This is a genomic window from Telluria sp. LT2P34 (genome assembly GCF_059685915.1).
In genome coordinates this window covers 167,418-193,963 of the sequence record NZ_JCASIN010000004.1, presented here as the reverse complement: position 1 = coordinate 193,963, position 26,546 = coordinate 167,418, and the positions used below count along the sequence as shown (strand labels likewise).

21 protein-coding genes are annotated in these 26,546 nt (G+C 65.6%); 8 read left to right on the top strand and 13 right to left on the bottom strand.

The genetic code is table 11. The features are described from left to right. Window positions 1-52 precede the first annotated feature (52 nt). Window positions 53-2,896 carry a TonB-dependent receptor domain-containing protein gene (locus tag AC56KZ_RS13440; RefSeq protein WP_497162675.1) on the bottom strand — a complete coding sequence of 948 codons (2,844 nt, stop codon included), beginning with the start codon at window positions 2,894-2,896 and terminating at the stop codon, window positions 53-55. 169 nt (window positions 2,897-3,065) lie between these two features. Continuing rightward, the gene (locus AC56KZ_RS13435) at window positions 3,066-4,877 is read right to left on the bottom strand and encodes an ABC transporter substrate-binding protein (protein ID WP_497162674.1); all 1,812 of its coding nucleotides are present in this window, start codon (window positions 4,875-4,877) and stop codon (window positions 3,066-3,068) included. A gap of 211 nt (window positions 4,878-5,088) precedes the next feature. Between AC56KZ_RS13435 and AC56KZ_RS13430 the strand changes: the two genes are divergently transcribed. The 3 genes from AC56KZ_RS13430 (at window position 5,089) to AC56KZ_RS13420 (ending at window position 10,497) form a co-directional block, all read left to right on the top strand. Continuing rightward, window positions 5,089-6,327, top strand: coding sequence for a nucleoside recognition domain-containing protein (locus tag AC56KZ_RS13430; protein WP_497162673.1), 1,239 nt, complete (start codon window positions 5,089-5,091; stop codon window positions 6,325-6,327). Between the two features lie 9 nt (window positions 6,328-6,336). Beyond that, a complete protein-coding gene (dacB, locus tag AC56KZ_RS13425) occupies window positions 6,337-7,800 on the top strand; it encodes a D-alanyl-D-alanine carboxypeptidase/D-alanyl-D-alanine endopeptidase (protein ID WP_497162672.1) in 1,464 nt (487 codons plus the stop codon). A 207-nt stretch (window positions 7,801-8,007) separates the two neighbouring features. Further along, the gene (locus AC56KZ_RS13420; protein ID WP_497162671.1) at window positions 8,008-10,497 is read left to right on the top strand and encodes a TonB-dependent receptor plug domain-containing protein; all 2,490 of its coding nucleotides are present in this window, start codon (window positions 8,008-8,010) and stop codon (window positions 10,495-10,497) included. 61 nt (window positions 10,498-10,558) lie between these two features. Here the strand turns inward: AC56KZ_RS13420 and AC56KZ_RS13415 are convergent, their stop codons facing one another. The 11 genes from AC56KZ_RS13415 to AC56KZ_RS13365 form a co-directional block, all read right to left on the bottom strand. Then, on the bottom strand, window positions 10,559-11,179 hold the full coding sequence (locus AC56KZ_RS13415) for a hypothetical protein (RefSeq protein ID WP_497162670.1): 621 nt from the start codon (window positions 11,177-11,179) through the stop codon (window positions 10,559-10,561). 71 nt (window positions 11,180-11,250) lie between these two features. Further along, complete coding sequence (locus tag AC56KZ_RS13410) at window positions 11,251-11,889, bottom strand: hypothetical protein (RefSeq protein ID WP_497162669.1); 639 nt, start codon at window positions 11,887-11,889, stop codon at window positions 11,251-11,253. Between the two features lie 287 nt (window positions 11,890-12,176). Next, window positions 12,177-12,815 carry a M15 family metallopeptidase gene (locus AC56KZ_RS13405; protein ID WP_497162668.1) on the bottom strand — a complete coding sequence of 213 codons (639 nt, stop codon included), beginning with the start codon at window positions 12,813-12,815 and terminating at the stop codon, window positions 12,177-12,179. Next, on the bottom strand, window positions 12,806-13,711 hold the full coding sequence (locus AC56KZ_RS13400; RefSeq protein WP_497162667.1) for a LysR family transcriptional regulator: 906 nt from the start codon (window positions 13,709-13,711) through the stop codon (window positions 12,806-12,808). Before AC56KZ_RS13400 ends, AC56KZ_RS13405 begins: the two co-directional genes overlap by 10 nt. A 95-nt stretch (window positions 13,712-13,806) precedes the next feature. After that, window positions 13,807-14,793, bottom strand: a complete 987-nt coding sequence (locus AC56KZ_RS13395; protein WP_497162666.1) for an N-acetylmuramoyl-L-alanine amidase — start codon at window positions 14,791-14,793, stop codon at window positions 13,807-13,809. 37 nt (window positions 14,794-14,830) lie between these two features. Next, the gene (locus AC56KZ_RS13390) at window positions 14,831-15,751 is read right to left on the bottom strand and encodes an N-acetylglucosamine kinase (RefSeq protein WP_497162665.1); all 921 of its coding nucleotides are present in this window, start codon (window positions 15,749-15,751) and stop codon (window positions 14,831-14,833) included. 9 nt (window positions 15,752-15,760) lie between these two features. Then, a complete protein-coding gene (locus AC56KZ_RS13385; RefSeq protein WP_497162664.1) occupies window positions 15,761-17,386 on the bottom strand; it encodes a glycoside hydrolase family 10-like protein in 1,626 nt (541 codons plus the stop codon). A 31-nt stretch (window positions 17,387-17,417) separates the two neighbouring features. After that, window positions 17,418-18,563 (bottom strand): acyltransferase family protein, encoded by a 1,146-nt coding sequence (locus tag AC56KZ_RS13380; RefSeq protein WP_497162663.1) that lies wholly within the window; start codon window positions 18,561-18,563, stop codon window positions 17,418-17,420. A 15-nt stretch (window positions 18,564-18,578) separates the two neighbouring features. Continuing rightward, window positions 18,579-19,844, bottom strand: coding sequence for an MFS transporter (locus AC56KZ_RS13375; protein WP_497162662.1), 1,266 nt, complete (start codon window positions 19,842-19,844; stop codon window positions 18,579-18,581). A 69-nt stretch (window positions 19,845-19,913) separates the two neighbouring features. Further along, window positions 19,914-20,795 (bottom strand): N-acetylmuramic acid 6-phosphate etherase, encoded by an 882-nt coding sequence (gene murQ / locus AC56KZ_RS13370; RefSeq protein ID WP_497162661.1) that lies wholly within the window; start codon window positions 20,793-20,795, stop codon window positions 19,914-19,916. A gap of 120 nt (window positions 20,796-20,915) precedes the next feature. Then, complete coding sequence (locus tag AC56KZ_RS13365; RefSeq protein ID WP_497162660.1) at window positions 20,916-21,659, bottom strand: GntR family transcriptional regulator; 744 nt, start codon at window positions 21,657-21,659, stop codon at window positions 20,916-20,918. A gap of 114 nt (window positions 21,660-21,773) precedes the next feature. Between AC56KZ_RS13365 and AC56KZ_RS13360 the strand changes: the two genes are divergently transcribed. From AC56KZ_RS13360 to AC56KZ_RS13340, 5 genes are all read left to right on the top strand, one after another. Beyond that, window positions 21,774-23,099: a serine hydrolase domain-containing protein gene (locus AC56KZ_RS13360; protein WP_497162659.1), complete on the top strand. Its 1,326-nt coding sequence runs from the start codon at window positions 21,774-21,776 to the stop codon at window positions 23,097-23,099. 129 nt (window positions 23,100-23,228) lie between these two features. Continuing rightward, entirely contained in the window at window positions 23,229-24,461 is a 1,233-nt protein-coding gene (locus AC56KZ_RS13355) for a D-amino acid dehydrogenase (RefSeq protein WP_497162854.1), read from the top strand. Continuing rightward, window positions 24,458-25,081 (top strand): hypothetical protein, encoded by a 624-nt coding sequence (locus tag AC56KZ_RS13350; RefSeq protein WP_497162658.1) that lies wholly within the window; start codon window positions 24,458-24,460, stop codon window positions 25,079-25,081. Before AC56KZ_RS13355 ends, AC56KZ_RS13350 begins: the two co-directional genes overlap by 4 nt. Window positions 25,082-25,122: 41 nt before the next feature. Then, window positions 25,123-25,599 (top strand): hypothetical protein, encoded by a 477-nt coding sequence (locus AC56KZ_RS13345; protein WP_497162657.1) that lies wholly within the window; start codon window positions 25,123-25,125, stop codon window positions 25,597-25,599. 32 nt (window positions 25,600-25,631) lie between these two features. Continuing rightward, complete coding sequence (locus tag AC56KZ_RS13340; protein ID WP_497162656.1) at window positions 25,632-26,546, top strand: cupin-like domain-containing protein; 915 nt, start codon at window positions 25,632-25,634, stop codon at window positions 26,544-26,546.

The following is a 26,546-nucleotide window of genomic DNA, read 5'->3' as shown; positions in this document are numbered from 1 at the left end:
AAACGGCCCGCGTTGTTTCCGCGGGCCGCTCGATTTTACGCGCTAGTGGTGATCAGAAGAACCTGTAGTTCGCGGTCAGCGTGAACGCACGGCCACGCGGATCGGCGACACGCGGCTCCCAGCTGCTGCCGGCGCCCGAGTTGCTGTCGTAGGTGATCGCGAACGGTGGATCTTCGTCCAGCAGGTTTTTCACGCCGGCCGTCAGGGTCAGGTTCTTGATGCCGGTGTAGTTCACGCTGGCGTGGAAGACCGAATACGCATCGACTTTCGGGTTGTAGTTCGACGGCACGACACGGCCGCTCGCCACACCCGGCAGCACCTGGTCCAGGTAACCTGCGCGGTACACGTTCTGCAGCAAGCCGCCCCAGTTGCCGCGCTTGGCGCTGATGTAGGCGGTGTGCTTCCACTTCAGGCCAAGGTCGCCGGTATAGCTGAACTTGCCCACTTCGCTTGCGCCGAATTCGGCATTGCGGGTGGCGCGGGATTTCTTCTCCAGCAGGCGCGAGCCGTCGATGCCGGCGCCCCAGACGGCGCCGCCATAGACGCCGCCGGTACGGGCGCCGAGTTCCAGGCCGCGCGTGATGCGCTCGCCGGCATTGATCCAGCGCTGGTCGACCGCGATCAGCTCGCCGGCCGGGTTACGCAGGAAGGAATCGCCGAACAGGTTGTAGTTGGCCAGCATGGTCGCCAGGTTGAACGAGTCGATCGTGTCTTCCTTGCGTACTTCCCACAGGTCGGCGTTGAACGAGGTACGCGCCATCGGCTCCCACACCACGCCCAGCGAAGCCTGCTTGGCCGTTTCCGGGCCCAGGGTAGCCTTGCCGCCGGTGTAGGTGACAGGGTTGACGGCTTCGCAGCCCGGCTTGGTCGAATCGACTTTCAGGGTCGGGCACTTGGCCGGATCGGCCAGGTCCTTGCCCGCATACGGCGACTCGGTCACGCCGTTGAACAGCTGGTTGAACGACGGTGCGCGGAAGCCCGTGTTGTAGGAACCGCGGAACAGCAGCGAGGCGATCGGCTGGTAGCGGAACGACACTTTCGGGTTGAAGGTGCCGCCGAAGCCCGAATAATGGTCGCGGCGGCCGGCGAAGGTCACTTCCAGGTCTTTCGTGACCGGCACCAGGATTTCGGCATAGATCGCCTTGATGTCGCGGTGCACGTTGTTCAGCGAGTTGGCATCGTCGAACGGCGCGTTCAGGATTGCCGGGCGGGCATTTGCGGCACGGGCGTCGCCGTTGAACTTGTACTCTTCGCGGCGCAGGTCGGTGCCGACCGCGGCCATCACGGAGCCGGCAGGCAGCTTGAAGATTTCACCGGACAGGGCGGCGTCGAACTGGGTCAGGATGGTTTCGCCGCCGTACAGCACGACGCCTTCGGCCGAGGTCGAGCGGATCAGGTCGATCGCTTCCTGGGTCTGGGTTTCGCCAGGCAGCAGGAAGGGGTTGATCTTGCCGGTGCCGAGCGCGTTGGCCAGGGCCAGCGTGTAGTTGTAGCCGGTGCCGAGGGTCGACTGCGATTCGCTCGAGGCGCGCGACAGGCCGACACGGTAGTCGAAGGTGCCGAAGCCGAAGTTCACCGGACCGTCGGCGCCCACCTGCAGGCGGCTGGCCTTGGTTTCGGTTTCGATTTCACGGTTGCCGCAGTCCATGCAGCGCCAGCGGTAGGCGATCGGCAGGCCGCGGTTGGCGGCAATCGTCGGGAACACCGCGACCAGCGCGTTGTAGACGCGGTTGTACTGGGCGCCCGTGCTCGGGTAGAACGAGGTGCCCCCGAAAGTGGTGGCGCCCGGCGAGATCTGATTCGGCGAGAAGCGCTTCGAGACGTCCGTCTGCGAGCCGACCAGTTCGGCGAACAGCTGGTGCTCGCCCAGCTTGAAGGTGGCGCGTGCCAGGCCGTTGGTGCTCTTTACCGGCTGCTGCAGGACGGCGGCGCGGCCGGTGTCCCAGGCGCAGCCATAGGCGGCGCCCGGGCTGTCCCACAGCTTCTCGTCATACGCGCCCATGCCGTCGATGCTGTTGCAGCCGGCGCCACCCGGCAGGTCGAGGATGCTGATGCCGTTATACGAGACGGTGCTGCCCGGCAGGGTCGGGCCGGTGCCGGTGCGCGACAGCAGCGATGGGGCAACCGTGGTGGCGAAGACGTTGGCCGACGGCGAGCCGCGCGTATCGACCGAGACGCCGCGGTCCGGCTGGAAGGTATTGACGAAGTCGCGCTGATCGCCGCGCAGGGCTTCGTTGCGGCTGTGGGCCGCCGTCACCAGGATATTGAAACCGTTGGTGTCGAGGTCGCCGAAGCCGCCGGTCAGCGAGGCGCGGTGGATGTTGCCGCCGCCCGCTTCGGTGATGTCGGTGAAGGCCTGGGCTTCCAGGCCTTCGTAGTTCTTGCGAAGAATAAAGTTGATGACGCCACCGATGGCGTCGGTGCCGTAGATGGCCGAAGCGCCGTCTTTCAGCACTTCGATGCGCTCGACTGCCGCCATCGGGATCGAATTCAGGTCGACTGCCGAGCCCTTCATGCCGTGGGTCGCGACGCGGCGGCCGTTGAGCAGCACCAGGGTCGAGTCGGCGCCCTGGCCGCGCAGGTTGGCCGAGGAAGCGCCGTTATTGCCACGCTGGGCGCCCGTCGTGACGTCGGCGTTCGACGCCAGGTTGTCGGAACCGTTGCCGTTGATGTTCAGGGTCGCAATCAGCTGCTCGGCGGTGACGATGCCCTGCTCTTCGAGCTGCTTGCGGGAGATGACTTCGATCGGCAGCGCGCCTTCCTTGGCGATGCGCTTGATGCTGCTGCCGGTGACTTCGACGCGTGCCATCGGGGTGGCTTGTTGCAGTTCTTGCGCAACTGCCGGGCTGACAGCGCCGATCAGGGCAATCAGATGTGCTAGCTTCTTTAACTTCACGCGTCTCTCCTGGGGAATATTTGCGATCTCGAACAGGTCGCTTTTGTCATCGCAATGTCATTACATTACGGTAAGGTTCGTTCCGAGGGTACGCCCGGTAACAGGCGTCATCCAATGAAATTACCCGCGGGAAGTATAACTTCCCGGAATGTAAAGAGAAGGAATTTTGCTATTTGTTGGGCGCGCTGCGACCTAAGCGTGCTCTTTCTGCCACATCGATGTCGAGATAACGCCAGGGCGTCAATTCCACGGGATGGCGCTTGTAGTTTTTCAGCCACGGGTGGCGGATATCGGCCGAGACCGCATGGGTCAAGGGGACCCAGGGGTTGTAGGCATGGATCAGCTGGTTCATCTCGATGTACAGCTTTTGCCTTGCCGGCCCGTCTTTCAATAGCCGCGCGGCTTCGTAGCGTTCGTTATAGGCGGGCAAGTTAAACCGCGCATAGTTGGCGCGGCCCGCGTTCGGGCCGTAGAGCAACTGGTAAAAATTCTCGCCATCGGGGAAGTCGGCGATCCAGTTACTTTCGAACATCGTCACCTTGCCCAGGCGCGAGGCCTTGATGATCTCGGTTTTCTTGTCCGACCTGAACACCACGCGCAAGCCGATCGCGTTCAGGCATTTTCTCCACAGCTCGTCGCGCAGGCGCCCGCTGACGGTCGCTTCGCTATGCATGGTGAGTAGCAGCGGCTTGCCGTCGGGCGCGCGCCGGAATCCTTCGGCGTCGCGCTTGCCGTAACCGTGACGGTCGAGCAAGGCATTGGCCAGCGCCGGATCGTAGGGCACCGGGCTGCGGTAATCCGGATCGTAGCCGAGCACGTTCGGCGGCAGCGGCGACTCGGCCTTGATGGCAAAGCCGCGTTTCAGCAGCGCGATGTCCTCGGCACTGTTGTAGGCCAACGCGATCGCGCGGCGCAGGGCGATCCGGTCCCGGGTATAGCCGCCGACCACGGGGTCGTTCATGTTCATCCACATGTAATAGGTCTGCAGTACCGGAAAGCGCGCCAATTGCATGCCGCGCGCGCGCAACTCGGGTTTTAGTTGTCCGGCGCGGATCACCATGTCGGTCATCGATTCTGGCACTTGCTCGAGGTAATCGTAGTCGCCGTTCAGCAGTCCCAGCATGCGGCCCTGGAATTCCTCGGCAATCTTGATCTCCACCCGGTCCACGCGCGGCAGGCGTTTGCCCGTCAAGGCGGCCGCGATGGCACGGTCTTGCGGATCGGTGCCGGGCGTGGCCTCGAACACGGCGCTGGAGTCCGGATTGGCCAGCAGCACGATGCGGTCGCTGCGCCGCCATTCGCCGATCATGAAGGGTCCGGTACCGACCGGATGGTTGCCGGCCTGCGCAGGATAAGCCTCGATCACTTCGCGTGCCACCACGCTGGCGGCCGGGGTCGCCATATAAAACAGGAAATTGTTGTCGGGTTCCTTCAGGCGGATGCGCAGGGTATAGCGGCTGGTCGCCTCGAGCCCGGCGACCGGCGTGTCCACACTGAAATTGCTTTTGAGGACTTCGTCGCCGACGATCTTGCTGTCGAACATATACGACCACGGCGACTTCAGGCTCGGGTCGTACAGGCGTTTCAGGCTGTAGACGTAGTCAAGCGCCGTCATCTCGCGCCGTTTGCCCTTGAAGGCCGGGTCCGGCGTGAAAAGGATGCCGGGACGGATGCGGAACGTATAGGTGCGGCCATCGGCGCTCACCTCGGGCATCGCGCTCGCGGTATTCGCGCGCAGTTTGACCGGGCGCGCCAGGTAGTCGTAGCGCAGCAGCGGGTCGAACAGGTTTTCCAGCAGGGACAAGGTGGCGATGTCGGATGCGGCGGCCGGGTCGAGCCCGGTTTCGCTGGTCGACAGGAACACCTGCAGCACTTTTTGCGGCTGCGGCTGAGGCTGTGGCTGTGCAAGGGCAGCGGCAGCAGCGGGCAGGGCCAGGGTCGATGCGAGCAGCAGGAAGGAAAGCGCGGTACGAAGTGTCATGGCTAGGGGTCGTCGATGAGCTTGCGTATCATATGCGCGACAGGTGGAGCGGGCAAACGAAACCTTGGCGCATAAGTTTTACACATGGCGCGAATGCATTCTTTCATCCTTGCAGCTTGCTCTGCGCCTATACTCTCCGCTGCACAATGGTGCGCAGAAATGCCCTGACGCTTCGTCGGCGGCTGGTGACCTGACTCTTGGCATAGAACACATGGCATTAAATTACATCTGGACTGGTTTCTTCCTCGTCGGCTTCGTCGCCGCGCTGGCCCAATGGTTGTTCCTGGGCGACGCCGAGATCTTCAAGCGCGTCGTCGACGGCACCTTTACTTCAGCCAAGATGGCGGTGATGGACATCGCCCTGCCGCTGGCCGGCGTGATGACGCTGTGGCTCGGGATCATGAACGTCGGCGAAAAGGCCGGCGCGATCAGCCTGTTCGCCCGCATCATCGGTCCCTTCTTTTCGCGCATCTTCCCCGAGGTGCCGCGCAATCACCCGGCCAACGGCCACATGGTGATGAATTTTTCGGCCAACATCCTCGGCCTCGACAATGCCGCCACGCCCTTCGGCCTGAAGGCGATGGAAAGCCTGCAGACCCTGAACCCGCACAAGGAGACGGCCAGCAACGCCCAGATCATGTTCCTGGTGATCCAGACTTCGGGCCTGACGGTGATTCCGCTGGCCATCATGGCGCAGCGCGCGATCCTGGGCGCGGCCAACCCGGCGGATATTTTCATCCCGACCCTGATCGCCACCTTCTGCTCGACCTTCACCGCCATCGTCGCCGTCAGCCTGAAACAGCGCATCAACCTGCTCGACCCGGTCATCTTCGGCTGGATCGGCGGCCTGACGGCGGCCATCGCCGGCATGGTGTTTTATCTGACCCACTTCCTCGACCGCTCGCAGATCGGCGAGGTCTCGGTGCTGGTGGCCAACCTGATCCTGTTCTCGATCATCGCCGCCTTCATGACGGCGGCGCTGCGCAAGAAAGTCAATGTGTTCGAAGCCTTCATCGAGGGCGCCAAGGGCGGCATCGAAACCTCGCTGAAGATTATTCCTTACCTGGTCGGCATGCTGGTGGCGATCAGCGTGGTGCGCAATTCGGGCATCCTGGGCCTGATCGTCAGCGGCTTTACCTGGGTGTTCACGCAGCTCGGTCTGCCGACCGATTTCGTCGGCGCGCTGCCGACCGCACTCATGAAGCCGCTCTCGGGCAGCGGTTCGCGCGCCATGATGATCGATGCGATGACGACGTATGGCGTCGACTCCTTCGTCGGGCGCCTGGCCTCGATCCTGCAAGGCGCGGCCGACACCACCTTCTATATCGTGGCCCTGTATTTCGGCTCGGTCGGCATTCGCAAGACGCGCTACGCGATCGGCTACGGCTTGCTGGCCGACTTCGCCGGCGTGGTTGCCGCCATTTTTGTTGCCTACCTCTTCTTTGGTTAAGGAGTACGCATGTTCCGTCACCTCGTCCTCGCTGCCGCCGTCCTTTCCTGCCTGCCCGCCGCCCGCGCCGAGTTGCCGGAACCGGTGCTGCGGCTGCTGGCCGAACACGGCCTGCCGCCCACTGCGGTCGGTGCGCTGGTGCTGCGCGGCGACCAGACCGTGCTGGCGCACGAAGCCTCGCGCCCGCTGCAGCCGGCCTCGACGATGAAACTGGTGACGACCCTGGTCGCCCTCGAACACCTGGGGCCAGTGTTTCGCGGACGCACCGAGTTGCTGACGAATGCAGAAGTGAACAAGGGCGTGCTCGAGGGCGACCTGGTGCTGCGCGGCGGCGCCGACGCGGATCTGTCCGGCGAAGTACTGGAAAGCATGCTGCGCGCGCTCCAGAATGCCGGCATCCGCCGCATCAAGGGCGACCTGGTGCTCGACCGTGCGCTGTTCAACCCGGCGCGCAGCGATATTGGCCTGCCGCCCTTCGACGAGTCGCCGGAAGCCTATTACAACGTCATTCCCGATGCGCTCCTGATCAACAAGAACATGTTGCAGATCGACATGCGTTCGACTGGCAAGCGCATCGCGCTCGACATGCAGCCGGCGCTGGCCGGCGTGACGATCACCTCGAACATGACCCTGATCGATGGCGACTGCGCGAAATGGGAAGACGGCTGGAAACTACCGGAAGCGCTGCGCGGCAAGGACGGCAAGCTCAAGGTGGTGCTCAACGGCAGCTTCCCGATGGACTGCGCCAAAACCAACAGCATCAACGTCGTCGACCGCGACGCCTATATCGACGGCCTGTTCCGCCTGAAATGGAAACAGCTTGGCGGCAAGCTGAGCGGCAAGACGGTCGAAGGCAAGGCTGCGCCCGATGCGCGCCTGCTGGCCGAACACAAGTCGCGCGCGCTGCCGGAAATCGTGCGCGACACCAACAAGCCATCCGACAACGCCCTGGCGCGCACCCTGTTCCTCTCGATGGGTGCATTGGAAGCCGACCCGCTGCTGGGCAGCAAACCCTTGCCGCCGCTGGCCGGGCAAACCACGCACGCCCGCGCCGACGCCGCGGTGCGCAGCTGGATGCGTGCGCGCGGCATCGACGACACGGGCCTGGTGATCGATAACGGGTCCGGCCTGTCGCGCAGCGAGCGCATCAGCCCGCGGCAGATGGGGGACTTGCTGCGCGCCGGCCTGCGCAGCAACTGGGCGCCGGAATTCATGTCCAGCATGCCGATCGCGGCGATGGACGGCACCATGCGCCGGCGCCTGGCTGGCAGCGCGGCTGCCGGCCGTGCCCGTTTGAAAACGGGGACGCTGCGCAATGTCGTGGCGGTGGCCGGTTATGTACCGGATGCAACAGGGGTGCAGCACGTGGTCGTGGCCATGGTCAATGACGAACTGGCCGGCGATGGACGCGGGCGCGCCGTGGTCGATGCGCTGGTCGATTGGGTGGCACGCTCAGGCGCACCGGCGCCGTAAGCTCGACGCAACCACCGAGCTTACCGAAGTTTCCTTGCCTGCTGCGCAATATTGCCGCGTTGGCACGCAAATACAACGCTTATGCTGCACGCGTTGTCCATACAATCGTCAATTGTTACACTCTTTTGTGCACATCGGGAAACATTTCCCGACGCTGCTGTGCGTAGCCGAGGCATTCGCTTCGAACCCAACAAAAAGAGAGAGAACATGACGCGACGACCTGCCTGCCATCCTTTCCGCCAAACCCTCCTCGCGACCGCCCTGCTGGCAGCCCTGGCGCCCGCATCCGCCCAGGAAGCGACCGCTCCTGTCGGCGCCGTCCCCGTGGCCGCGGACGAAGCCAACCCATCGCGCGTGGTGGTGCTCGGTTCGCGCTCGAGCGCCAAGACCGCGCTCGATACCGCCGCGCCCGTGGGCCTGATCAGTGCGAAGGACATGCAGACCGCCGGCCCCCTCGAGCTGGGCAAGCTGTTGCAAACGCTCGACCCCTCGTTCAACTTTTCCACCACGTTCATCAGCGACGGCACTGACATCATCCGCCCTGCCACCCTGCGCGGGCTCGGTCCCGACCAGCTGCTGGTGCTGGTCAACGGCAAGCGCCGCCACCAGCAAGCGCTGGTCAATGTCCAGCAGACGATCGGCCGCGGCTCGGCCGGCACCGACATCAATGCGATCCCGATGTCGGCGATCAGCCACATCGAGGTGCTGCGCGACGGCGCTGCCGCCCAGTACGGCTCGGATGCGATCGCCGGCGTGATCAACATCGTGCTCAAGTCGCAGGTCAAGGAAACCCAGGTCAGCAGCTCGATCGGCACCACCGCCGAGGGCGACGGCGACCTGATCTCGGCCAGCGCGAATACCGGCTTCGGCATCGGCGACGGCGGCTATGTCAACCTGTCGGTCGAAGGCCGGCGCCGCAACGAAACCAACCGCGCCGGCGTCGACACCCTGCGCGTGGATCCGCCGCGCGTGACCCAGCGCATCGGCGACAGCCTGGCCAAGGATGCCTTCTTGTGGGTCAACTCGGCATTGCCAACCAGCAAGGACGGCGAACTGTATGCCTTTGGCGGCGCCTCCAGGCGCACCGGCGATTCGGCCGGATTTTACCGCTCGCGCGGAGACGGCCGCAACGTGCCGTCGGTCTACCCGAACGGCTTCTTGCCGAACATCATCACGACCGTCAAGGATGCCTCGTTTGCGGTCGGCTATCGCCACACCTTCGCCAACGACTGGAAATTCGATGCCAGCGTGAACCACGGGCGCAGCCAGCTCGGCTTCCACGAGCGCGAGTCGATCAACATCAGCTACTGGTACGAACCGCGCCCGGGTGGCGGCATCTATGCCGAATCGCCCCTCGAAGCCGATACCGGCACCCTGAAATTCAACCAGACCACCTTCAATGCCGACCTGCGCGGGCCGATCGAGCTGGGCGGGCGCAAGCTGTCGCTGGCGGCCGGCTTCGAATACCGCACCGACAACTACAAGATCGAGGCAGGCGACCCGGTGTCCTACCAGTATGGCCGCACCAACAATCCGGCCATTCGCATCCTCGACCAGAACGGCGGCATCGCCGCCTCGGGCGCTCAGGGCTTCCCGGGCTATACGCCATCGACCGAAGTCGATGATGGCCGCCACAACATCGCCCTGTATCTCGACGCCGAGCACAACCTCACGGATAAACTGCTGGTCGCCGCTGCGGTCCGCTACGAGAAATACTCGGACTTCGGGAATACCACCACCGGTAAACTCAGCATGCGTTACGACCCGACCCGCATGCTCGGCCTGCGCGGCAGCGTGTCGACCGGTTTCCGTGCGCCTTCGGTACAGCAGAAGTTCTACAGCTCGGTCTCGACCAACCTGAATGCGGCCGGCGTGCTGACCGAAACCCTGACCGCGCGCGAAGGCAGCGCCGTCACCCGCGCCTTCGGCATCGCCCCGCTCAAGGAAGAAACCTCGAAGAACGCCAGCGTCGGCATCGTGCTGCGCCCGCTGCCGAACTTCTCGGTCACGGCCGACCTGTACCGGATCGACATCGACGACCGCATCGTCTTCTCGAGCAATATCGCGCCGGAATCAGGCACCTGCGCCAGCGCCGCCGCCTGCCCGATCCGCGCCATCCTCGATCCGCTGAAAGTCGGCCAGGCCCAGTTCTTCACCAATGCGATCGACACCAGCACGAATGGCTTCGACGTCGTTGCCGAGCACACGACGCGCTGGCCCGGCTCGGCCCTCGTGCTGTCCGGCCAGCTTGGCTTCAACAAGACCGAAGTCAAGGCACGCCGCTCGCAGTCGCCAGTGCTCAGCGGTGCGCAGCTGTTCGACGACGCCCAGGTGACCCTGATCGAACGCGGCCAGCCGCGCCAGCACCATGTGGTTGCCGCCGACTACACCACCGGGCCGTGGAACCTGAATACCCGCGCCAATTACTTTGGCGAAGTGCAGGGACAGGGCTTTACGGCGCCTTTCATCCAGACCTGGGAAGCGAAGTGGCTGGTCGACATGAGCGTGCGCTATGCCTTCACCAAGCGCCTGAGCCTGGCCGTCGGCGCCAACAACCTGTTCGATACCTACCCGACGGAGTGGGACAAGGAACGGGCCGCCCCCTTCCCGCAGCTGGGCTTCACCCACTGCTGGGAAACCTGCCCGATCGGCATCAACGGGCGCCAGATGTACGCCCGCGTCGACTGGGCATTTTAAATCCAGCCTCGGACCGCTCCTTGCCCTAGCTAGCGTACGGCAAGGCGCAGCCCGGGCTGTTTTACAAGGCGCGCACCTGCGGAATGAAACGCAGGTTGTCGAAGATGCCGATGAAGAGCGCATCGCCGTCGTCGAAGCCGGCGGCGGCGCCGCGCAAGGCCGCCAGTTCCGCCGGCAACAGGCGCTGCGTCAGCGCCGTCGTGGCGGCGATGGCGGCATAGGCCAGCGTCAGCGGGTATTCGGCAGTGTTCTTCAGCCCCGCATGTCCCCCGTAGGCAATCCGGTAGATGGCGTCCAGCACCTTCGAGTGCAGGTAGCTGACACCGTCGCGCAGGTCGATCTCGCACGGCCAGTCGAGGTCCTCGCCATCGTAGGATGGCCCGCTGGCGACATACAGGTCGGCGGTGGCGCCCTTGTCGTCGCGGATCGGGTTGAACAGGCCGAACCATAGCCCCTGGTCGCCCGCGCGTACCACGCCCTCGCGCATCGCCGCAGTCATCCAGCCCTTCAGGATGGGCAAATCCGCATCGAAACCGATGCGGCGCATGCGTTCCCAATCCGCGTGCGGAAACTGCCGCTCGCACTCGTCGATGACGACCTGCATGCGCTGCCCGATCGTTTCCCCGGCAGCGATGGCGCCGATCAGCGTTTTATACAATTGCTCGAAGTCAAAAGGTGGCATAGGCATTCCATCAAGTGGGAGGCAGGACCGCAGTCGCTGCGGTCCTGGTCGTTCATGTCTGATCGATGACATCAGGGCCGGGCCGTATCGCCCGAACGCGGCGCGGTGCCGACCGGTTCCATCCAGGGCGCGCCGGCGACGTCGGGCTTTGCTTCCACCAGCGCCACTTGCGCGTTCGTGGATTGGCGGATGGTGCGGACGATGTCAAGCATGGTTTTTTCGACGTATTTTTCGGGCGTGCCGAGCACCATCCCGGTGGCGCGGCGCGGCCAGGCGAGCCAGCCGCCTTCCTTTTTGCTGAAGGCGGCATACATGTCGAGGTGGTAGCCGCTCTTGTACGGATACAGGCAGGCAACCACCTGCACGTCCTGGCTGCCGCGCACTTCCGGCGTCGCCTTTGCGGTCCAGCTGGCGCCGTCGCAATTCGGTCCGCGCGCCGTGCCGGGTGCGTCGGCCAGCTTGAAGCGGCCGGGCTGGTCCTGCCGTTCAGGGGTGTCGGGCAGCGGGGTGGCAAGCGTGGCGTTGCTGAGGTTGCGGCTGACGCCTTCGCTGGCGGCGCGCGCGACCGCCGGCCCGGGGGCATCGGTCTTGATGTCGAATACCCGAACGTATTCCACCGTCCTTTCCTGCGCGGCAAACATCTGGCCGCCCCCCATTGCGCAACCTGCCAGCGCCGACCCCGCGACGGCGGCCACCAATATGCTTTTCATTACGCACCTCTCTTGTCCGTTGGAAGAATCGTTGGTGCGACAGAGAGAAAGGCGGGCTCAGGAGTCAAGTCCCGGCATCAAGCTCTCGTCGGTATTGAGAGATTGTCCGGGGTGCAGAGTGAAGGAAGGCTGAGATAACTCAAGTGTGCGCGTGGGCGCGCGGCGATTTGCCTAGAGAGAGTAAGAGCGCCTGAGAAAGCCCCCAGGGCAAGGCGCATTCGTCGAAGACAGTACGCCAGTACGGCGAGACGGATGCAACGCCGCCATGGGGGTTTTATCAGGCGTTCTTACAGTACGCGGCGGAAGGTGGTGCGTACGCGATCGCGGTCGCCGCAATCGAAATGCCACCACTCGGTATTGATGCCGAGGAAGCCGGCGTCCAGCATGACGCCACGCAGCAGGCGGCGGTTGGCGAGCTGGGCCTGGTTCAATTCTCCGCTCGCGAGAAACTGTTCTTCCAGCGCCGGGTGCGACAAGGCGGTCATGTCGTCGAAACCGGTGCCCATGTCGAGTTCCACGCCGGCGGGGTCGAGAATGGTGAGGTCGAGCGCCATGCCGTACGAGTGGATCGAGCCGCGCGCCGGATCGGCCAGGTACATGCGCAGGCCGGTGCCGTCGAGCGCATCCCAGAGCTGCTGCTGGACGCGCTGCGGGCGCAGGGCGTCCAGCACGAGCAAGGTGTGGCCGGGCGCGCGCGCGGCCAGCGCGGCCACCGCCGCTTCCAGCGCGCTGGCGCAATCGCGGTGCAGCCAGGCGCAGTCGAAGGGCGAATACAGGTCGCGCCCGACAAAATTATTCGTGCCCGCATAGCGCAGGTCGACTGCGATCCCGGCAATCGTTGCCAGGCGCCGGAATTCCGGGCTGGCGGCGATGTCTTCGCTGGCCAGGCCGGGAGCGGCGCTGCCGACCTCCTCCATTACGCGCATCCTCCCTCGAGGCAGGCGCGGGCCGTGGCGCCGATGGCGTTCGCCAGTTCGCGCGCGCCGTGCGACAACGGCGCGTGGTTCGCCGTCAACAGGTAGAGCTGCACCGGCAGGGCCGGCGCCCATTGGCGGCATTGCACTTTCCCGGCCGCGGCCGAGGCGGCCGTGAACGGGTCGAGCACGGCCGTGCCGGCGCCGGCTTCGACCAGCGAACGCGCGATCTGGTAAGTCTGCACCACGGTGCGAAACACGGGCGTGACGCCTTCGGCCTCGCAGGAAGCGACCACCATTTCGCCGAGCGGGTCGTTGTCGGCCAGGCCGATCAGTTCGCCCGTCAGGTCGGCCGCCCCGAAGGGCCGCGCGCATTCGGCCTCGCTCCAGGTGCCGGCCGGCGCCATCACGGTCAGCATGCCCTGGGCGATCGGTTCGGCGACGATGCCGGGGTGGCGCGGGTCTTGCAGCGACAAGGCCAGATCGGCTTCGCCCAGGCGCAGGGCGTTCACGATTTCGCTGGTGTGGTAAGTCGCCAGTTCGCAGCGGGTCTGGGCAAAGTCGCGGCGCCAGGCGGTCATCGCTTGCGGCAGCACGCTGACGGCCAGCGTCGGCGTCGACACCAGGCGCACCGTCTCGACCGCGCGGCCCTTGAGGCTGGCGGCGAGGCGGCGGATGCCCTGCAGGTCGCGATTCAACTTTTCGGTCTCGAGGAACAGGCGGTGCGCTTCCGGCTTCGGATACAGCTTGCCGCGCACGCGCTCGAACAGCGGCATCCCCAGTTGCAGCTCGGCGTGCTGCAACACTTTCGTCACCGCCGGCTGGGAAATGTGGAGCACCTGGGCGGCGCCGCTGATGGTGCCGACTTGCATGATGGCGTGAAAAACTTCGATGTGGCGCAGGCGCATTGCTTCAATCCTTCAACGAGACACCCGCGCAAGGCGCGGATGGGCCGAAGGATACAGGGAAACCGGGACGAGGGCGACCGTCATCGTGTGCCGGTTCAATGCGGGCTGGTGACTGTCGGCGGCGTCACCGACGCAGCCGGCTCCGGCACCGGGGGCACTGGCGGGACGGCCGGCGCCGGCGACACCGGCGGTGTCGGCGGCGTCGGCGGCACGCCCGGATCGAGCGGCACACCCTGCTCCGGCTGGGCCGGCCGGAAGATCGGCAAGGGCGCCGGCGGCACCGGCGGCAAGGGGGCCGTGGCCGGCGTGGTCAGCACTTCCAGGATGGCCGCGGTCTCCGCGTCGCCGTCGCCCGCGAAGTTCGACGGCCGGTATTTCATCTGGAACGCGGCAATCACGGTACGGGTCGCCGGGTCGAAGCTGCCGCTCTGCGCCAGCGCAAAGCCGTGGCTCGCCAGTTTCTTCTGGAACCAGGCCGCGTCCGGGGCCTGGATGTCGAACACCTGGCGTACGGCGGCCACGCGGTTGGCGTCGGGCCAGGCCACCAGGCCGGCCCGCGCCAGCTGGTACCAGGGAAACATCGGCCCCGGGTCCTGCTTGCGCAGCGGCGCGATGTCGCTGTGGCCAAGGACGTTTTCCGGGGCGATCCCGTGGCGCTTCACGATACCGGCGATGAGCGGAATCAGGGTGTCGATCTGCGACTGCGGAAACGGCGGGAAGACGCGGCCATTCGGCGTTTCCTTCCAGCCGGCATTCACGATTTCGATGCCGATCGAGCTGTTATTGAGCTGGGTGTAATTTTTCCAGCTCGAGTTGCCGGCATGGTAGGCGGCGCGCGTTTCGTCGACCAGGCGGTAGACCGTCGGCGTCGGGTCGTCGGTCACCAGGTAGTGCGAGCTGACCTGCTGCTGGGTCAGGATCTTGAGCGAGGCGGGCTTGTCGGCCACCGTGTAATGCAGCACCAGGAAGCGCACGCGGCTGGCCTGGCCGACTGCCGTGTACGTCGTGTCGATGCCATCGTTCGGTGTGGTGGCACAACCGGCCAGCAGGGCAATCAAGAGGGTCACTGCAAGGTTTTTCATCACATGTCCATTTTACTGAGTCTGTTGCTGTTCAAATTCATTTCGGGCCGTCCAGCGCCGCCAGGCGCGCGGCGGCATGGTGGGCACGGGTCGCGGCCTGCTTCAAGCCGGTCCCAGGGGGCAGCGCGGCGCGCATCGCCCCGGCGATCGACGGGTGCAGTGCGGCGGCGCGGCCCGACAGCACCAGCGGACGCGGGCCGAAGCGGCGGATCAGCGCATGGCCCAGGCGCGCCAGTTCGCGGCCGGCTTCCAGCAAAATCGCCGCCGCTGCCGGATCCTGTTCGCAGGTGGCAGCCACGGCCAGCGCCAGCTTGCCGACCTCGCCCCGCTCCTGCCCGTAGATGAACTGGCGCGAGAAGGCCCAGTCCGATCCACCGACATGATCGAACACCGCGTGCGCCAGCGGCGAATCGACCCAGCAGCCGGGCTGCTCGTCTTCGTTGCGCCAGATATGGCGCAGCGCTTCGCGCGCGATCCAGAAGCCGCCGCCGCCATCGTCGAGCACCACGCCACGCCCGCCGGCGCGATGAAATTGCCCGTCAACGTCGATGAAGGCGCCGATCGAGCCGGTGCCAGCATAGACCAGGTAGCCTTCGCCCGGCGCAAAGCTGGCGCGGTAGGCGATATCGATGTCGTTGCAGACGGCAACCGCCTCGGCTGCGATGCCGAGCAACTCGGCGATCCAGCACTGCAATTGCGCGCCGTCGCCGCCGAAACCGGTGAGTCCGGCACGCACGCGCGCCGGCCGGCCATGCGCCAGCACCGCGCGCGCCAGTTCGGCAAAACTGGCGTGGACGCTGGCGCGGCCCTCGGGTGTGCCCATCTGCAGGGCCGACAGGCCGGCGACCGTGCCCTCGGCCAGGATCGCGCCGCCCTGCGCCGCCAGCGCCCAGCGGGTCTGGGTGCCGCCGGCGTCGATGCCGAGGCCGAGGCCGGAGTCGATAGGGGTAGTTACCATGGGACCGTGTTACTTACCCCAGACCAGCAGGCGGTCGCCTTCGATGCCGAGACGATCGACGGCGCCAACGAACACGGCGTCGACCGCGCCGAGGCGGGCATCCTGCTGCAGCGTCCAGTCGGTTGTGGAAGCCGGCACCACATTGAAACGCCATTCATTGCCGTAACGCGCCCACACCGTGTACAGCGCGTTCGCCTTGCCGGGGGCAAGTGTCAAACCGATCCCCGTGCCCTTGCGGCTGGCTTTGACGCGCGGCAGGCCCGGCTTGACGTTGCCCAGCCAGGGCGTGGCCGGCACCAGGGCCGGCGTCGCATAGCTGCCCGTGCGCAGCTGCTCGCTGATGCCTTTGCGGTTCTGCATCAGCGCGACCATGCTGAAGTGGATGTGGCCGGCGGCCTGCGGGCGGGCCCGGGTCGCCTCGATCTGGTCGACGATTTCCTGCGGCTGGTAATCCTTGGTGGGCGCGCCGATGCGGCTGGTGAACAGGCCCGGCCACATGTGGCGGCCCAGCGTGTTCTGGCCGATCCAGTAGTCGAGCAGCACATCATAGGCCTGCGGCTTTTGCGCGCGCGGCCAGTACAGCTGCGGCGCCATGTAGTCGAGCCAGCCTTTTTGCAGCCACAGCTCGGCATCCGCATACAGCTTGTCGTATTGCGAGAAGCCGGCGATGCCGGGCGGGCGCCGGTCGGGACGGCCCAGGCCGAAGGGGCTGATGCCGAAGCGCACCCAGCTCTTTTCGCGGTGGATGCCCGCGTACATGTTCTCGATCAGCTCGTTGACGTTCTGGCGGCGCCAGCCGGCGCGGTCGAGCTTGCCCCCACTGGCGAGGTAGCGCTCCCAGCTCGGCGTGTCCGGGAAATCGAGCTCGGCTGCCTTGGCGCCCGGCTTGCCCGCCGGTGTCCCATCCAGTGCCGCTTCGTTGCCGGCCACCGCGGGCGTCGCTTCGATCGGATACGGATAAAAATAATCGTCGATGTGCACGCCGTCGATGTCGTAGCGGCGCACCACATCCAAGACGACGTCCAGGGTCTGCTTCGACGCCGATTCCTCGCCCGGGTCCATCCACATGAACTTGCCGTAGCGTCGCACCGCCGCCGGATTCGCGCGCGTGATGTGGTTCGGCGCCGCCGGCGAGCGGGCGCCGTCGTGGCGCGCGCGGTAGGGGTTGAACCAGGCGTGCAGCTCGAGGCCGCGCGCATGCGCTTCGCCGACCCAGAACGCCAGGGGATCATACATGGGCTGCGGACCCTTGCCCTGGGCGCCGTTCAGGTATTCCGACCACGGCTCGAGCTGCGACGGATAGATCGCGTCGGCCGACGGCCGCACCTGCAGCACGATGGCGTTCATGTTCATCGCCTTCGCCTTGTCGAGAATGGCGATGGCCTCCGCCTGCTGCTGGGCCGCGTTCAGGTTCTGCCTGCTCGGCCAGTCGATGTTGGCCACGGTGGAGACCCAGGCCGCGCGGAATTCGCGCGGGGCGGCGGGCGGCAGCTTGCCGCTGGCGACGATGGTGCCGCCCGGCGCCGGGACACCCGGTTTGGCGAGCTTCTTCGGGGTCGTACAGCTGGCCAGGAAGCCGCTCATTGCCAGTACGCCGGCCAACGCCAACGCGCGTTTTTTCAGATCAGGTTGCACTACTGCTCCCTCTTTCATAAATCGTTAATCCTTATACTTTGACGAACCACTTGCGCCGCCACATGGCCCAGGCGATGCCGAACATGCAGGCGTTGAACAGCAGCGCGTACAGCAGCGAGGTGTTCACGGCGCCCAGCGGCAGCGCGCGGATCGGCGCGTACAGCATGCGGCCGAGCGCCAGCGTCGTGCCGTCCGGCTGCGCCAGCTTGATAAAGCCGAGCATTTTGACCAGCAGCCCGGAGAACGCGAAGATGAACAGCGCATTCATGCCGTAGATCTGGAACGGGCGCGTCCAGCGCGCTGCCGCCGCGCGCAGCGCCGCATGGGGATTCACGTCGAGCAGCCAGAAGAAGGCGGAGAATACCAGCAATGCCCAGCCCGTCATCAGCAGGCAGTAAGAGGGCGTCCACAGGCTTTTGTTGATCGGCATGAGGATGGCGTCGCAGATCACGCCCAGCCAGACCAAGAGCAGGCCGGCCAGCATCAGCCAGACGGTCTGTTCCATCCGGCTCAGCTTGTTCAGCAAGAAACGCCCGGCCAGCACTCCGAACAGCTGGCTGCACAGGGCCGGCATGGTCGACACCAGGCCTTCCGGATCCCAGGTTTTTGATTGCACCCACATGTGGCCGTCCAAGACCATGCGGTCGACCCAGGCGCCGAAATCCCGCCCCGGTTCCAGCACGCCGGCGCCGATCCCGGGCACCGGGTAGAACAGCATCAGCGCGCTGTACAGGGTCAGCAGGGCAAAAATGATGATCAGTTGCAGGCGCCAGCCGCAATACACGACGATCGGCGCGGCCAGCAGCGTGCACAGGGCAATCCTTTGCAGCACGCCCGGAATGCGGACGGCGCCCCAGTCGAAGCGCGGGATCAGGTTCAGCAGAAAGCCGATCAGGAAGATCAGCAGCGCGCGCTTCGCCAGTTTCAGCAGCAGGCCCGGTTTATTGGCGCCTGCATCGGCCAGCCGTCCCAGCGACAGAGCCATCGACACCCCGCCGATGAAGAGAAAAAAGGGAAAGATCGTGTCCGTAAAAGTCCAGCCATGCCATTTGGCATGGGCCAGTTGCGAATACAGGTGGCTCCAGTCGCCCGGATTATTCACCAGCACCATGGCGGCGATGGTAAAGCCGCGAAAGGCGTCGAGCGAAGCCAGGCGGCCGGGCGTCTGCTTAAGCACCAAATTAAGCACCAATCACTTCTTTCCGAACTCCGGATCGATCTTCACCAGCGCCGCCATGATAAAGGCCGGTATCGTCGCCAGGCAGGTCCAGATGAAGAAGTTTTTATAGCCCAGGTATTCCTGCAGATCGCCGCTCCACATGCCCGGCACCATCATGCCGAGCGCCATCAGGCCGGTGCAGATGGCGTAGTGCGCCGTCTTGTGCTCGCCATCGGCGACCATGATCATGTACAGCATCATCGCCGTGAAGCCGAAGCCATAACCGAACTGCTCGACCGCCAGCGAAGCGCAGATCAGGTAAAAACTCTGCGGCTGGGCCTGCGACAGGTAGACGAACACCAGGTCCGGCAAGTGCACCGCGAACACCATCAGCCACAGGCAGCGTTTCAGTCCAAGGCGCGAAATCAGGTAGCCGCCGGCGAGGCCGCCCAGGGTCAGGGCCAGAATGCCGATGGTGCCGTAGGCAATGCCGTACTGCGCCGTCGTCAAGCCGAGGCCGCCTTCACTGAGCGGATCCTTGAGGAAAGGCGCCACCAATTTCAGCAGCTGCGCTTCGCCGAGGCGGAAGGTCAGGATAAAGCCGAGGATCAGCCAGATGTCGCGCTTGCGGAAAAAGGCGCTGAAGGTGCCGAAGAATTCGCGCAGCGGATTGGCGCCGGAGGCGACGGCATGGTCCGCTTCCGGGCGCGGCAGCACCATCTGGTGCCAGGCAAAGGCGATGGCGAACACGCCCGCCAGCACGAAGAACACGATCGACCAGGCCTGGTGGGTGTCGCCCAGGGTCGTCGCCAGGTAACCGGCCAGCACCACCAGCGGTCCCTGCCCGGCCAGCGTGGCGAGGCGATAAAAGGTGCTGCGCACGCCGACAAACGCCGCCTGGTCCTTCTGGCGCAGGCCCAGCATGTAAAAACCGTCGGCCGAAATGTCGTGCGTGGCCGAGCTGAAAGCCATCAGCCACATGACGGCCAGGCTGACCGCGAAGAAGGACGGCAAGTGCAGTACCGTCCCCACGGCCACCATGGCGGCGGCCACTGCCAGTTGCAGCGTCACCGTCCAGCCGCGCTTGGTGCCGAACATGTCGACCACGGGCGACCACAGCGGTTTGATGACCCAGGGCAGGTACAGCAGGCTGGTGTAGAAGGCGATGTCGGAGTTGGAGACCCCCATGTCCTTGTACATGATGACCGACAGGCTCATCGCGACGACATACGGAATGGCCTGGGCAAAATACAGCGACGGCACCCACAGCCACGGACTTCTCGCTTGCGATTTTTGCATAACTCTTTCGTGTTCGGGCAGGGATGGTGGAGCGGGGCTGGAGCCCTGCCACTCGGGACTCTGTCGCTGTTAGTCGGCTAATGCCTGGCGAACGCTGCCGTGTGCGGATTCCAGCAAGGCCCGAGCCTGTTCGACACTGGTTTTCCGGGACAAGGCGACGATCGCCGTCTTGACGTGGAAATCGCACTGTTCCAGCACGCTTCTTGCCGCCGCCTCGTCGGCGCCGGTAGCGAAAGCCGTCAGGCGGATGGCGCGCAGCACCAGCTTGGCGTTGGTCGCCTTCAAGTCTACCATCAGGTTGCCGTGAACCTTGTTCAAACGCACCATCAAGGCGCTGGAAAAGGTGTTCAGGGCGATCTTCTGCGAGGTGCCGGCTTTCAGGCGCGTGCTGCCGGAAATGACTTCCGGGCCGGTGTCGAGGGTGATGCCGATGTCGGCCTCGCCGGCGACCGGCGCATCCGGGTTGTTCGCAAAGCCGATCGTCAGGGCCCCGGCCGCGCGCGCGGCGCGCAGGGCGCCCAGCACATAGGGCGTGGCGCCGGAGGCGGCGATCAGCAGCACGACGTCGTCCGCGCCGACCTGCACCGAGCGCAGGTCGGCCGCGCCCTGCTCGAGGTCGTCCTCGGCGCCTTCGACGGCGACGAACATGGCGTCGTTACCGCCGGCCAGGAGCGCGATGGCGCGGCCATGCGGCCAGGAAAAAGTGGGATACAGCTCAACGCTGTCGAGCACGCCCAGGCGACCCGAGGTGCCGGCGCCGACATACACCAGGCGCCCGCCCGCTTCCATGCGCGGCAAGGCGGCAGCCACGGCGGCGGCCAGCTGCGGTGCGGCGGCGCGCACGGCATTGACCGCATTGAGCTGGTCGTCCACCAGCACGTTCACCAGTTCCAGGGTCGGATACTGGTCGAGCAGGGTGTGGTCCTGGGACGGGGTTTCGGTGTTGAGCATGGTCGCGTCAATCTCCGGAATTATCAATGAAACCAGTGTAATACCAATCCGGCAAGCATTCCCATGAAAGGAAAGGCCGTCGTTATGACGAAAAGTTATGCTGCCTGTTTATGCTGCTTACTATGCGGGACTACGGCGCAGTTCCGCCACGAAATCATAGTAATCGCTGCGGCAATAGGAATGCGTCAGCTCGACCGCCACGCCCGACTCCAGGTAGCCGACACGGGTGATGAACAGCACGGCCTGCCCTTCCGGCACGCCCAGGCGCGCCGCGAGTTCAAGCGATGCGTTCATGGCGCGGATGTGCTGCAGTGCGCGCACCGGCATCTGGCCGCTGGCGTCGAGGTGGGCGTACAGCGAATTGGCGACATCCTGCGGCTGCGGCAGCACGGAAGCGGGAATCACGCTGGTTTCGTAGGCCATCACGACTTCGTCGGCCAGGCGCAGGCGCTCCAGGCGCGCCACCCGCGCCCCGGGCGACAGGCCCAGTGCCAGTTGCTCGTCGGCGTCGGCCGCCACCACCTCGCGCCGCAGCCAGCGCGAATTCGGCGTGTAGCCGCGCTGCTGCAACTGTTCCGAAAAGCTCGACAGGTTCGACAGCGGCTGCTCGATGCGCGGCGCAATATAGTTGCCGGAGCCGCGACGCCGTACCACCAGTCCCTGCTCGACCAGCTGGTCGATCGCTTTGCGCGCCGTCACGCGCGATACGCCCTGCTGCTCGGACAGGGTGCGCTCCGAGGGCAGCGCCTGGTCGGCCTGGTAGCGGCCGTCGCGCACGTCCTGCACCAGCTTGCGTGCCAGCTGCATGTACAGCGGCGAATTGTCGTTGGCGTCGACCTTGAAGTCGGGAATCGGATTGCTCATGTTCATAATGGGATGGCTCGCGGCCCCAGTGTAAGGCAGAGCGGTTCAGGCAGCCTGAAAATTGTTCCGATATTATCCGTGCTCGGCAACATAAAAAAGTGACAAGGGACTGGCATGAACGGAAACAGGAGAACACTGCTCGGACTGGCCTTGCTGGGCGGGCTGGAGCCGCTGCTGGCGGCAACGCCGTCCTCAAGTGGCGGTCGCAAGGACAGGCTCGAGCGCGAGCTGGCCGCCATCGTCACGGACCCCGCCTGCGAACTGGCCAGCCTCTCGGTGCTGGCGATCCGCAAGGGCAAACTTGCCTACGAGGGCCAGTTCGGCCGGCGCTGGATCGGCAACGGCGCAAGCTCCGATGCTCCGGCCACCCGCGACACCCTGTACCGGATCGCCTCGGTTTCCAAGCTGATGACCACGCTCGGCCTGATGCGCCTGGTGGAAGCCGGCAAGTGCGCGCTCGATGCCGATGTCTCCGCCTACCTCGGTTTCAACCTGCGCAACCCGCATTTCCCGCAGCGCGCGATTACCCTGCGCCAGCTCTTAACCCACACGTCCTCGCTGCGCGACGAAGCCGGCTATTCCTTTCCGGTCGGCAGCGCCCTGCGTGACTTCGTCGTGCCGGGCGGGCGCCTGCACGGCGAGGGCAAGATGTGGGCGACCAACGCAGGGCCGGGCGACTATTTCACTTACTGCAATCTCGGCTGGGGCCTGATCGGCACCCTGATGGAGCGGGTGACGGGCGAGCGCTTCGATCGCCTGATGCAAACGCTCCTGCTGCGGCCGCTCGGGCTGACGGCCGGCTACCATGTCGCCGAATTGCCGGCGCCGGCACAGGCCAAGCTGGCCACGCTCTACCGCAAGCGCACGCTCGACACGGAAAAGTGGGATGCGGCGGGGCCGTGGATCGCGCAGGTCGATGACCTGCGGTCGCGCGCGCCGGCGCCGCCTGCCGGGATCGACGCCTATGTCGTCGGCGACAACGCCACGCCCTTCAGCCCGACCGGCGGCCTGCGCATATCGGCGCACGGCCTGGGGACCGTCATGCTGATGCTGATGAACGGCGGCATGCACCGGGGCCGGCGCATCCTGGCGGCGGCCACGCTCGATCGCATGTTCGCGCCCCAATGGACGGCCGACGGCAAGGGCGGCAACGGCGACACCCTGCACGGCTTGTTTAGCGGCTGGGGCCTGGGCAATGCGCAGTTCCCGGACCAAGCGGGCCGCCGCCTGGTCGAGGGCGGCTTCGATGCCGTCGGCCACCTCGGCGACGCCTATGGATTGCGCTCGATCTTCGCGTTCGACCGGCAACGCAAGAACGGCATGATCGTGCTCGTCGGCGGCAGTTCGAGCGACCCCGAGCTTCACAAGGGGCGCTATTCGGCGCTGGCCCGGTTCGAGGAAGCAGTGCTGAGCAGTCTGTTCCAGCATGCCATCCTCTGAATTCGCATGACTGCCGGTTATGGCGTGGCGTTCCTCTTTCATTGGCCGTATGCGCCCGCGCGCCCTAAGCTGTTTCCTTCGCTTATCGAATAAAAAACCATTGGAGTGCAGCAAGGGATGCAGCAGAAGATGCAGCAAATAAGCGTGATCGGTGGCGGCGTGGTCGGCCTGACCTCGGCCTGGTGGCTGCTCGAGGCCGGCTTCCAGGTGACCGTGCTCGAGCGTGCGCCGCAGGTGGCGAACGGCGCCAGCTACGGCAATGGCGGCCAGCTGAGCTACCGCTATGTCGCGCCGCTGGCCGATGCCGGCGTGCCCCTGAAAGCCATCGCCTGGCTGTTCCAGGAACACGGCCCGCTGCGCTTCAAGCCCGAATTCGATCTGCGCCAATGGACCTGGCTGGCCAGTTTCCTCGGCCAATGCAATAGCGCGGACAACCGCCGCACCACCGCCAAGCTGCTGCAACTGGGCGAACTGTCGCGCGCCGGCATGCAGGAACTCGGGGCGATCGTGGCCCCCGACGATTTTGCCTGGCGCGACGCCGGCAAGCTGGTGGTCTACCGTTCCCCGAAAGTCTTCGCCCAGGCGGCCGCCAAGGCCACCGCCGGCGCCATCTGGAGCGCAGACGAATGCGCCGCGCGCGAACCGGCGCTGGCGGCGGCGCGCGGGCTGCTGGCCGGCGGCATCTATAACAGCGGCGAGGCGGTGGCCGATTGCCACGCCTTTTGCACCGCGCTGGCCGACCGCATCCGCGCCCACCCGCGTTTCAAAGGCTTCGTGCAGGCCGAGGTGACGCGCATCGTCGTTGCCGGCGGCCGGGTCACCGGGCTCGACACGAGCGTCGGCCCGCTCGGTGCCGACGCCTTTGTGCTGGCCGCCGGCATCCAGAGCCGCGACCTGGCTGCCGGGGTGGGCATCAAGTTGCCGTTGTACCCCTTGAAAGGCTACAGCCTGACCGCGCCGATCCGCGCCACCGACACCGCGCCCGACATCAGCGTCACCGACTTCGAGCGCAAGGTGCTGTATGCGCGCATCGGCGACAAGCTGCGCGTGGCGGCGATGGTCGACATCGCCGGCGAAGACTTGAGCCTGCCGCCGAAGCGCATCGCCAGCCTGACGCGCCAGGTCCGGGAAACGATGCCGCACGCGGCCGACTACGACCGTCTTGAAACCTGGGCCGGCCTGCGCCCGGCCACCCCGAACAGCGCCCCGATCATCGGCGCCTCGCCGCTGCCCAACCTGTGGCTGAACGTCGGCCACGGCCCGCTCGGCTTTACCTTCGCCGCCGGCACCGCCCGCGTGCTGACCGACCTGATGCAGGGAAAGGCGCCGCCGTTTGCGCTGGACATGCTGGCGCTGCGGTGAGCATGCGCCTTCCAGTTGCACTGCTTGCCGCGTGCGCGTTGTGGAGTGCCGCCAAGCTGGCCAGCGCCGACCAGGGCTTCCAGATCGTCCTGCCGAGCCAGGCCCTGCCAGCCGAGGTCCTGGCCTCGCTCGACACCCAGCTCGCCATCGTGGCCTCGGCCGGGCTGCCGCCGCAGGTGCTCGCAGCGATGCAACAGACCCCGATTTTCATCGATCCCGCTCTGGACGAGAAACACGGTGTGTTCGTCGTGCGCCGGGGCGTCGGCAGCATTCGTCTGAGCCCGATGGTGTTCTCGGCGAAGCGGCCGATCCTGCTGCATGAATTGCTGCATGCGTATCATTTCAATGTCCTGGGACGAGAGCGGCCTGAAATCGGGCAGGAATACCAGCGCGTAAAAAACAGCAACTTGTTTCCGCCGCGTTTCCAGGATGCGCATTTCCTGAAGAACGACAAGGAGTTCTTTGCCGTTACCGCTACCTTGTACCTGTTCGGGGATCTTCAGCAGCCACCGTTTACTTGCACGGCATTATCGAAGCTGGACATGCGCTACCTGGCATTCCTGAACGCCCAGTTTGGCCCCCATCGATGCCCTGCCCTCGCACAGCGCGGTGACCAGTAACATTGCGCGCAAGGGGGCTGTCCTGAAACCGGAGCTGCCCCATGAAGACTCGCCCTTATCTCCTTAGCGCCGTGGGCGCCCTGATGCTCTCAGTTGGCGCGCAAGCAACGCCAGTCATCAGCCATTTTCCGGCCACCGGCCTCGGCAATTTCCTGGCCGAAAAATTCGACCTCGCCAGCATCCGCAGCTCTTTCGGGCCACGGCGCACGCCCGCAACGCGCACGTTTGCCGACCTGGGGCTTACACCGAGCAAGGCCAGCGACGACAGCGTGAGCTTCGAGCGGGAACACTGGTTTCATGAACTCAGGGTCGTCGAGCGCCGCGACGTCAACGGCGACGGCCTCGAAGATTTGAAGGCCTGCTTCGTCGACCGCGCCCTGGCCGGCCCGACCTACCACGCCACCAGGGCGCTCCTGATCACCCGCTACGGGCCGGACGGGTATGCAATCGCCTTGAGCTTCGATGTCGACGACGCCTGCAGCAAGCCCGCCTACCTGAGCGGCCCGAGCGCGCGCTGAGGCGCCTGCCCTGCCCTGCTACACTGCGGGCCATGTCAAACGAAGAAAATCCGACGCCGCGCCTGCCGCCGCGGCCCCCTGTCCACGGCTCGCCGCAAGAGCTGCACGCCAGAAAGCAGGCGCGCGCAGAAAAGGATGCGCTGGTGCGTGGGGTCAGCTCGATCCACGCGATGCGCGAGGCGATCCGGCATGCCGCGCGCACGCTCCCTGCGCTCACCGACGTGCCGCGCGTGGCCAGCCTCGATGCGGCCGCCTTCCGCGCGCGCGCCGCACAAGGCCTGCCGTTCATGATCACCGGACTGGTACAACGCTGGCCGCTGGCCGCCCTGACGCCGGCGGCGCTGCGCGAGCGTTTCAGCCACCTGCCGGTGCGTGCGCGCGTCGGCGATTACATCAATACCGCATTCGCGCCGGACCGGGCGATGCAGGACATGTCGATGCTGGACTACCTGGAATTGGTGGCGAACGGAACCGAAGGACTGCCGCCCTATCTCGGCAACCTGGAATTGCGGGAATTGAACGGCCTGTGCCACTGGCCCGGGTATTTCAGCAAGATGGGGCCGCCGCGCTTCTGGCTCGGCCCGGCCGGGACGGTGACGCCCCTGCACTGCGACTACGACGACAACATCTTTGCGCAGGTCTGGGGCAGCAAGCGCATTTTTCTGGCGCCGCCGCACCACGATGCCTTTCTCTACCCGAGCGAGGCCAACGCGATCCTGTTCGGCTCGCCCTTCGATCCGGAAGCGCCGGATTTCGAGCGCTTTCCGCTGGCGCGCCAGGCCGCTCTGGTCGAATGCATCGTCGAACCGGGCGACATGCTGTACGTACCCGCCGGCTGGTACCACCAGGTGCGTGCCTTGACTTTCTCGCTGTCGGCCAACCGCTGGGCCAGGGCGATGCCGCTGGCCTTGCACGGCGACCAGGCGCTGCTGCGCCCGCCCGGCTAG